Source organism: Oribacterium sinus, from assembly GCF_014202695.1.
Lineage (GTDB): Bacteria > Bacillota > Clostridia > Lachnospirales > Lachnospiraceae > Oribacterium > Oribacterium sinus.
In genome coordinates this window covers 1-7,718 of sequence record NZ_JACHHH010000018.1, presented here as the reverse complement: position 1 = coordinate 7,718, position 7,718 = coordinate 1, and the positions used below count along the sequence as shown (strand labels likewise).

General features: G+C 44.2%; 6 protein-coding genes, 4 tRNA genes and 1 rRNA gene. All 11 read right to left on the bottom strand.

Annotated elements, in window-relative coordinates:
• Positions 1 to 308: 308 nt before the first annotated feature.
• Positions 309 to 980, bottom strand: a complete 672-nt coding sequence (locus tag HNQ46_RS11905; protein WP_183684876.1) for a CvpA family protein — start codon at positions 978 to 980, stop codon at positions 309 to 311.
• Positions 981 to 983: 3 nt separating this feature from the next.
• Entirely contained in the window at positions 984 to 3,098 is a 2,115-nt protein-coding gene (locus HNQ46_RS11900) for a tetratricopeptide repeat protein (protein ID WP_183684875.1), read from the bottom strand.
• A gap of 17 nt (positions 3,099 to 3,115) precedes the next feature.
• Positions 3,116 to 3,712, bottom strand: a complete 597-nt coding sequence (gene recR / locus HNQ46_RS11895; protein WP_007158335.1) for a recombination mediator RecR — start codon at positions 3,710 to 3,712, stop codon at positions 3,116 to 3,118.
• On the bottom strand, positions 3,712 to 4,053 hold the full coding sequence (locus HNQ46_RS11890) for a YbaB/EbfC family nucleoid-associated protein (protein WP_183684874.1): 342 nt from the start codon (positions 4,051 to 4,053) through the stop codon (positions 3,712 to 3,714). The genes recR and HNQ46_RS11890 overlap by 1 nt, the downstream gene beginning before the upstream one ends.
• 138 nt (positions 4,054 to 4,191) lie before the next feature.
• Complete coding sequence (dnaX, locus tag HNQ46_RS11885; RefSeq protein ID WP_183684873.1) at positions 4,192 to 5,772, bottom strand: DNA polymerase III subunit gamma/tau; 1,581 nt, start codon at positions 5,770 to 5,772, stop codon at positions 4,192 to 4,194.
• 98 nt (positions 5,773 to 5,870) lie between these two features.
• Positions 5,871 to 6,953: a 6-phosphofructokinase gene (locus HNQ46_RS11880; RefSeq protein WP_183684872.1), complete on the bottom strand. Its 1,083-nt coding sequence runs from the start codon at positions 6,951 to 6,953 to the stop codon at positions 5,871 to 5,873.
• A gap of 106 nt (positions 6,954 to 7,059) precedes the next feature.
• Positions 7,060 to 7,133 (bottom strand) — tRNA-Met (locus HNQ46_RS11875).
• Positions 7,134 to 7,142: 9 nt separating this feature from the next.
• Positions 7,143 to 7,215 (bottom strand) — tRNA-Val (locus tag HNQ46_RS11870).
• Between the two features lie 39 nt (positions 7,216 to 7,254).
• Positions 7,255 to 7,336 (bottom strand) — tRNA-Tyr (locus HNQ46_RS11865).
• A gap of 21 nt (positions 7,337 to 7,357) precedes the next feature.
• Positions 7,358 to 7,431 (bottom strand) — tRNA-Asp (locus HNQ46_RS11860).
• 146 nt (positions 7,432 to 7,577) lie between these two features.
• A 23S ribosomal RNA gene (locus HNQ46_RS11855) occupies positions 7,578 to 7,718 on the bottom strand; the annotation flags it as partial.

The window sequence follows — 7,718 nt, the reverse complement described above, 5'->3', positions numbered from 1 at the left end:
GAACTCCGGCTTTTCGTTCTTCTTAGAAGAACTTCTTTTCAAGAATCTTCAGGGTCTGTGTATTATTCGATCTTTGATTTTCAAGGTTCAGTTTTGCAAAAAGTTTTCCGGTTCACCTCGGCTGAAGCCTTGATTTTCCTTGTTTTCTTTCCGCATTTGCTGTCTCGTTTTTTGCGACAGCTTGTGTATCTTAACACCCGTTTATGGGACTGTCAAGCAATTTTTTGCCTTTTTTTTAGAATTTTTTTCCATTTTCAGGAAACAACTATATCTTGGTTTAAAGGCTTCTATATCTTGTTTTTCTTCTGTTAATTCATAAAAAAGATTCTTGTAAACAGATTGCTTTCCTTCAAAATATAGGGAATACTCCCCGGTCGGGAAAAGCCTTCCAAAATCGTATCCTTTAGGGGGAAGTTAGGCAGAATACTGAGAAGAATCAAGGCGAACCAAAGCCAAAACACCCATTCCACCGCTGATAACGCCGCTCCGGAGAGCCGGTTTACCAGCTTAAGTCCCGGTAATTTAAAGAGATACTCCAAAATTTGAAAGCCAATTTTCAAAAGAATCCGAAGAATAAGATATAAGATTACAAAGAAAATCACGCTATAAACCAGCTGGAAGATTTTCTCCGAAAGATTGGCCTTCCATTGTTCCAGACCGATAAACTGATAGAACAAATCAATGTTTTCCATAGACTTGTCCGGTGTAGGATTGCTGCCTATTACATCGGAAAGCTGGGCTCCCTCTCTCTGAATCGGAAAGAAAAAGCCTGCAATATTTTGCACCAGCTTCTGCAACTCTTGATTCTTGGCAAGCTCCTGCTGTGCCACCGGCATAAGCAGCTTTGCCATAGCAATGGAGAGAAGCAGGGAGGTCATCGCAAATATTTTTTTTAATAATCCCTTCTTGTAGCCATGCCATACCATGGCGCTAAGGGAAAGGAGTAGGACTAAGCCTACTCCCATTTCACTCATTCCCATATTTTACCCCATAAAATGTTCTTCTCGTAAAATCAACTTATCGTCCTTATTGTACTTTGGACGAAGGAAAGAACTTAACTTCTTGCCAAGGCTTGGTTTCTCCGCCTGGTCTGCGGCTTCCTCCACCAGGTCCTCCGCACTTTGCTTATTCAGAAGAATTCCGTCCTCTTCCATAAGCTGAATTCTCTCATAGAGGGCGGTTATTCCCTTTTCCGTGATGGCACAGTCAATGCTGTCGGCATAGGAAATCGCATATTCCGCAAACTCGTCTATGCTCATTCCCGCATTTTTCTTTTCTTTTTGACCAAGAGGGGAATGCTTCTCCAGCGCATCGGAAATAGCGGATACGTCTTCTTCCTCTTCCCTAATTGGAGCTTCTCTTCTCTCTTCTCTTACAGAAGGAGCATCCTCAACAGCTTCCTCTTCTATTTCCTCGTCGTAGTCTTCATTTTCATCATCATAATACTCTTCCTCAGGCTCTGCGTCTTCAAAGTCCCGGGAAAGAGCTTCTTCACGGACTTCCGATGGAGCTTGCTGCTTTTCCTTAGCCTCTTCTTCCTTCCGGGCTTCTTCCTCCAAAACCTCGGTATAGGGACGTGCAGGCCTATCGAAAATGGAAGGCTTATGGGGAACATACTCTTCTTCGACAGTTTCTTCCGCCTCTTCCTTCTCCGGCTCCGCTACGGAAGCTTCAAGATCCACGTCTTCCAGATCGCTATCCTCTTCTTCCTCCAGCTCTTCCTTGTTGGAAACGATGTCGAAGTAGTCAATAAATCTGGGTCTGTCCTCAGCCATTCGATCAAAATGATCGTACACATCCACCAATATAATAGAAGAAGCGTCCTTTGGATTCTGGATATATCTTTCGATTTCATCCACAACGGAGTACTTCAGCTTTCCGGCTTCCTCAATAATTAAATCTCTTTCCTTCAGCTTTTCCGCAAATGGAGCGAAGCCCTTTTCATTAAGCTTGTCCGCATTGGTTTTCGCTACCTTAAAGGCAAGATTGTATTCCTGATGGAAATACTTGATTTCCTCTACCGCAATCTTGAAGCCATCTTCCAGAGTATCCGCTTCAATAATCATGTGGTAGGTGGGGATAGACTCTTCCTTCTTATCGGTTGCTGCCGGAGTTTCCTCCTGTGCCATATCCTTTCCTTCGGCCTTCTCCTCGGAGCTGTCCTCGGAATATTTTTTGGATGCTTCTTTGGAATCTTCCGGGGACATATAATCGGAAGTTTGATCGGAAGCTCCTACAGTCTCCTCCTTGGAAAATGCTTCTGTTTCCGATTCCTTTTCCTGCTCCGTTTTTTCTTCCGACCGACTTAACGCATTGCTCTCCGCCTGCTTTTCTTTTTCCCTTTGGATTTCTTCTCTGCTTACTTCCTTTGGCGCCAATGCTTCTGAAGCTTCTTCCGGAACTTCTTTAACAGAGGGCTTGTCCTCATATACGCCCCGTCCGGAACTCTTCTTCTCTTCGAAAGCAGGTTCTTCCTCCGGGAGGGCAAAGCTTTCCTTTCGGAGTGCTCTTCTTGTATCTTCTTCAAAGGGACGATACTGAAGCTTTAAATCCTGGGCCTTATCCACATATTTTCCCATACCGAAAAGAAGAATCATCTTATCACAAAGGGCGATGCAATCCTCTTCTCTTCCGGCTTCACCATAAAGCTTTGCCAGCTCATAGAGCCACTTCTCATCCAGCTCGGTTTCGGTAAATTGCTCCAAAGGTCCCACCAGCTGGGAGGCCATAGCCCCCTTTGCCTTCAAAATCTTATAGCGAAGCAGGTATTTTCTGGGATCCTCAGGACTGACATCCAGGAATTCCTTGTAAAATTCAATAGCCTCTTCGATAGAGCCGGAACGTAAGGACAGCTCAGAAAGCTTATAAAGAAAACGCTTTCCCACCGGCGCTCTCTCAAAGGCCATCAGAAGAATATCCTTAGCCTCCTCGTACTCTCCGTTGTACTCATAAATATCCGCTATGGAAGAAAGAAGGTTTGCATTACGCACCCTATTCCAGTCAATGGTATCCGCAATCTGCATAGCAGTCTTGTAATCTCCCTGACTGCTTAACTTTTTAATCTGTTCTGCCTTGATACTAAACTCGTACTTGTCCATAATACCCCTTCCACTTCCTATAAACTGACTCTTCCGTCCAATGCTCTAAGAAGTGTTATTTCATCAATATTTTCTATATCTCCCCCTACAGGAACGCCGGAAGCAATACGGCTTAAGGGCACTCCTAAAGGTTTAATCAGCTTTGTGATATAGCTTGCGGTGGTTTCTCCTTCCAAAGAGGAGTTGGTGGCAATAATCACCTCTTCCACCTCTCCCTGCAAACGAACCATCAGCTCCTTCAAACGGATGTCTTCCGGTCCTATGCCGAGCAAAGGGGAAATCGCCCCGTGGAGAACATGATAAACCCCCTGATATTTGCCTACTCGTTCATAGGCGGACATATCCCTCGGGTTTTCCACCACCATAATCTGTTTATGGTTTCTTTCCGCACTACTGCATACCGGGCAAAGCTCCCCATCCGTTAAGGTACAACAGCATTTGCAGTAGCGAATACTGTCTCTGGCTTTTTTGATGCTGTCGGCCAAAGCGTAGGCCTGTTCTTTCTCTCCGTTAATCAGAAAGTAGGCTAATCTTTGTGCGGACTTCGGACCTATGCCGGGAAGCCTGGAAAGCTCCTGCACCAGACGGTCCATATCCTTGGAAAAATACTCCATTAAAATCCTAACCCCATTCCGCCGGTAAGCTTGCCCATTTCCTGATTGGATTCCTTATCAATGTCGGAAAGAGCCTGGTTCATGGCCAGAACAATCATTTCTTCCAAAGTTTCCACATCTTCCGGATCTACGGCATCCTTATTCAGGCTGACACTTAAGACCTTTCTCTCCCCGTTCAGCACGACCTTAACAGCACCGCCTCCGGCCTGAGCAAGGTATTCCTTTTTTGCCAGCTCCTCCTGGGTTTCTTCCAGCTTCTTCTGCATCTTCTGATACTGCTTCATCAGATTATTCATATTCATGCCGGGCATTCCCCCGCCAAATCCACCATGCTTTGCCATAGCTCCTCCTTAATTTTAAATTAAGCATAACTTATACTATTTTACCATGAATCCCAAGAATAAATCTATGCGAAATCTTATAATTCCCTTACAGTGTGAGATTTTTATCCTTTTATTTTAGCGAATCCAAGCCTTGATTTATTCCTGATCGCTAATCTCAATCGTCATGGAAATTTTATTTAAATCTTCATCGGAAACATATTTGGTACTGCGTTCTTCCGTTTCCACCTTTCCCAAAACAAAATGAAATTCCTTTTGATATTTTTCGGAAATCACCTTTCCGATTTCCAGGAGTTCCATATCAGTAAGTACATTGGAAAGCATGCCCAGGCTCGGTGCAATAACCATGGATTTCTTATCCTTTGCCGGATAAACTCTGGATTTCGCCAAGGCCTGTTTCACCGTGGGAGAATCAAAATAGTTTTTGATGATATCCCAGTCCTTCTTTAAAAGCATATAGTCCTCATACTGGGCTTTAGGAAGGACAACTTCCTTTTCCATGGCCTCCGGTACATCTCCATTTTCCTCCTTGGAAAATGCTGTCCTTTCTACAGGAAGAAAGCTTCCCTTCTCCATCTTTTCTTCCAGCTCCCGCAATCTTTGTAAAAGAGCATCCGTCTTTCCTTCCATCTCCGGATGAGCCATCTTAACCAATGTGCTTTCCAGCAGAACACGCTTCTGTCTGGCAAAACGATACTGCTGTAAAAGCTCTGTCAATAAACGAATGCCCCTAAGTATTTCTTCCATGGAAAGGCTTTCCCCGTCGGAAAGAAGCTGTTTCTTATTTTCTGCGGATAAATCCATCAAACCGTCAATCTTCTCTACGGTTTTCGCCAACATGATATTACGATAATAATTCAGTAAATCGGAAGTATATTGGCTAAGCTCCTTTCCCTGCTCCAAAACTTCGGAAACTAAGGTCATAGCTTTTGCTATGTCTTTCTCTCGAAGGGAAGCAATCATTTGGGAAAATGCTGCGGTATCCACTGCTCCCAATATTTTCAAAGTATCTTCATAGCTAATTTCTCGCTGAAAATCATAGCTGGCACACTGGTCCAAAAGGCTCACCGCATCACGCATGGAGCCATCTCCCATCCGGGCAATATAATGAATAGCCTCCTCTTCAATGGCAATATGCTCTTCTTCCACAATGTGTCTCAACCTGTCCGCAATAATGTCTGCAGGAATTCTACGAAAATCATAACGCTGACAGCGGGAAAGAATGGTAATGGGTAGGGCGTTTGGCTCCGTAGTAGCCAAGATGAATATGGCGTATTCCGGCGGCTCCTCCAGCGTTTTCAAAAAGGCATTATGGGCCGACTCTGTCAGCATGTGTACCTCGTCGATGATATATACCTTATAGCGCATGCCTACAGGTGGATACTCCACCTGTTCCCGAATCAAGCGGATATCATCCACCTTATTGTTACTGGCTGCGTCCATTTCATATACGTTAATACTGGTATTGGACAAAATGGCCTTACAGTTTGCACACTCATTACAGGGATTTCCATCCTTAGGATTTAGGCAGTTCACAGCTCTTGCCAAGATTTTCGCCATGGAGGTTTTACCCGTACCTCTGGTACCACAAAAAAGGTAAGCATGACCAATACGATCATGACTTACCTGATTCTTAAAGGAACGAGTGATGGCATCCTGTCCAACCAAATCATCGAAATCCCGAGATCTCCATTTTCTGTATAAAGCGGTATATGACAATTCTTCTTATCCCTTCTATATCGTTAAAACAGATAAAATTGGCGCCTAAGTTCATCAAGTTCTTTTTAAATAAGCTCTATACAAAACTTCATCTTCGGCTATTCTTCATCGCCAAATGAAATTCCCAGCATCTTGGCTTCCTTTACAATTCCGGAATCCGGATCCACCGTTTTTAATTTACCGGCAATATCTGCCAAAGGAACCGTTGTGATTTCATTATTCTTTAAAGAAAGCATCACGCCGTATTTTTCCTTCTTAATCATTCTGGCAGCTTCCGCACCGATTCTTGTAGCAAAAACACGATCATAGGGAACCGGCTGTCCACCTCTTTGAGTGTGTCCGGGAACGGTTACTCTGACCTCAGCACCGGTTTTTTCTTCTATTTCCTTCGCCAGCTTATAGGCTACGGAAGGATGATTCTTCCTATCCTCCGCCAGCTTCTTCTTTAATTCCTTCTTTGTCAGTTTAGATTCATCCTTGGAAATGGCACCTTCTGCTATAGCTACAATAGAGAAACGAGAACCACTGGCATGACGCTCCGCAATCTTTCTACAAACCGCATTGATATCGTAGGGGATCTCCGGAACCAAAATAATATCGGCGCCGCCGGCAAGTCCGGCATAAAGGGTAAGCAGTCCTACCTTATGTCCCATAATCTCTACAATAAATACTCTACCATGGCTGGCAGCCGTAGTATGAATACAGTCAATGGCATTGGTAGCCACTTGAACAGCAGAATAAAAGCCGAAGGTCATATCTGTACCGTACAGATCATTATCAATGGTCTTGGGACAACCGATAACATTCAATCCTTCTTCCGACAAAAGATTGGCTGTTTTTAAAGAACCGTTACCTCCTAAAACCACAAGACAATCCAGGCGAAGCTTTCTATAAGTATGCTTCATGGCTTCCACTTTGTCCAAGCCATTGGCATCCGGTTCCCGAATCTGTTTGAAGGGTGTTCTACTGGTTCCCAGAATGGTTCCGCCTTCCGTCAAAATTCCGGAGAAATCGGAACGCTCCATCTTACGATATTCATCATAAATCAAACCTTTGTAACCATCCAGGAAACCATAGATTTCCACATCTCCCAATAAGTTATATAGGCTTTTTCCTACACCGCGCATGGTTGCATTTAAAGCCTGACAGTCTCCTCCACTGGTTAATATTCCTACTCTCATCCTTACCCCCTTCTACTTACTATGGCAGTAATCTTGCTTTTCTACAATAGAACAAAGTATACGGAAAAGCAATAAAAAAAAAAAGAGACTTTAAAAGTCTCTTTCGTTGCGGGAGATGGATTTGAACCAACGACCTTCGGGTTATGAGCCCGACGAGCTACCAGACTGCTCCATCCCGCGATAATCAAATGGGGCCTACAGGGCTCGAACCTGTGACCCTCTGCTTGTAAGGCAGATGCTCTCCCAGCTGAGCTAAGACCCCAGTTGTGTAGATTACTCTACATAAGACATATTGTCTCAATGGATGGAGGTGGATTCGAACCACCGAAGTCAGTGACAACAGATTTACAGTCTGCCCCCTTTGGCCACTCGGGAATCCATCCATATATAAGCCCTAAGGCTAGCGACCCGGAACGGATTCGAACCGTCGACCTCCGCCGTGACAGGGCGGCGCTCTAACCAACTGAGCCACCGGGCCATATCGTACCTGCTTCTAAATAAGAAGCTGGATTCAAATGTATATTAAAAGCCCCTAAGTCACAATTACCTAACAACAATTAATACACAATTAAACAACATATCAAAGATTATTCCAGACTAGACTTTAGACAAAAACCAGACGCATTGGATAAGCCCTCGACCTATTAGTAACTGTCAGCTGAATGTATTACTACACTTACACCTCAGTCCTATCTACCTCGTTCTCTTCAAGGGGTCTTACTCTTGCGATGGGATATCTCATCTTGAGGTTGGCTTCACGCTTAG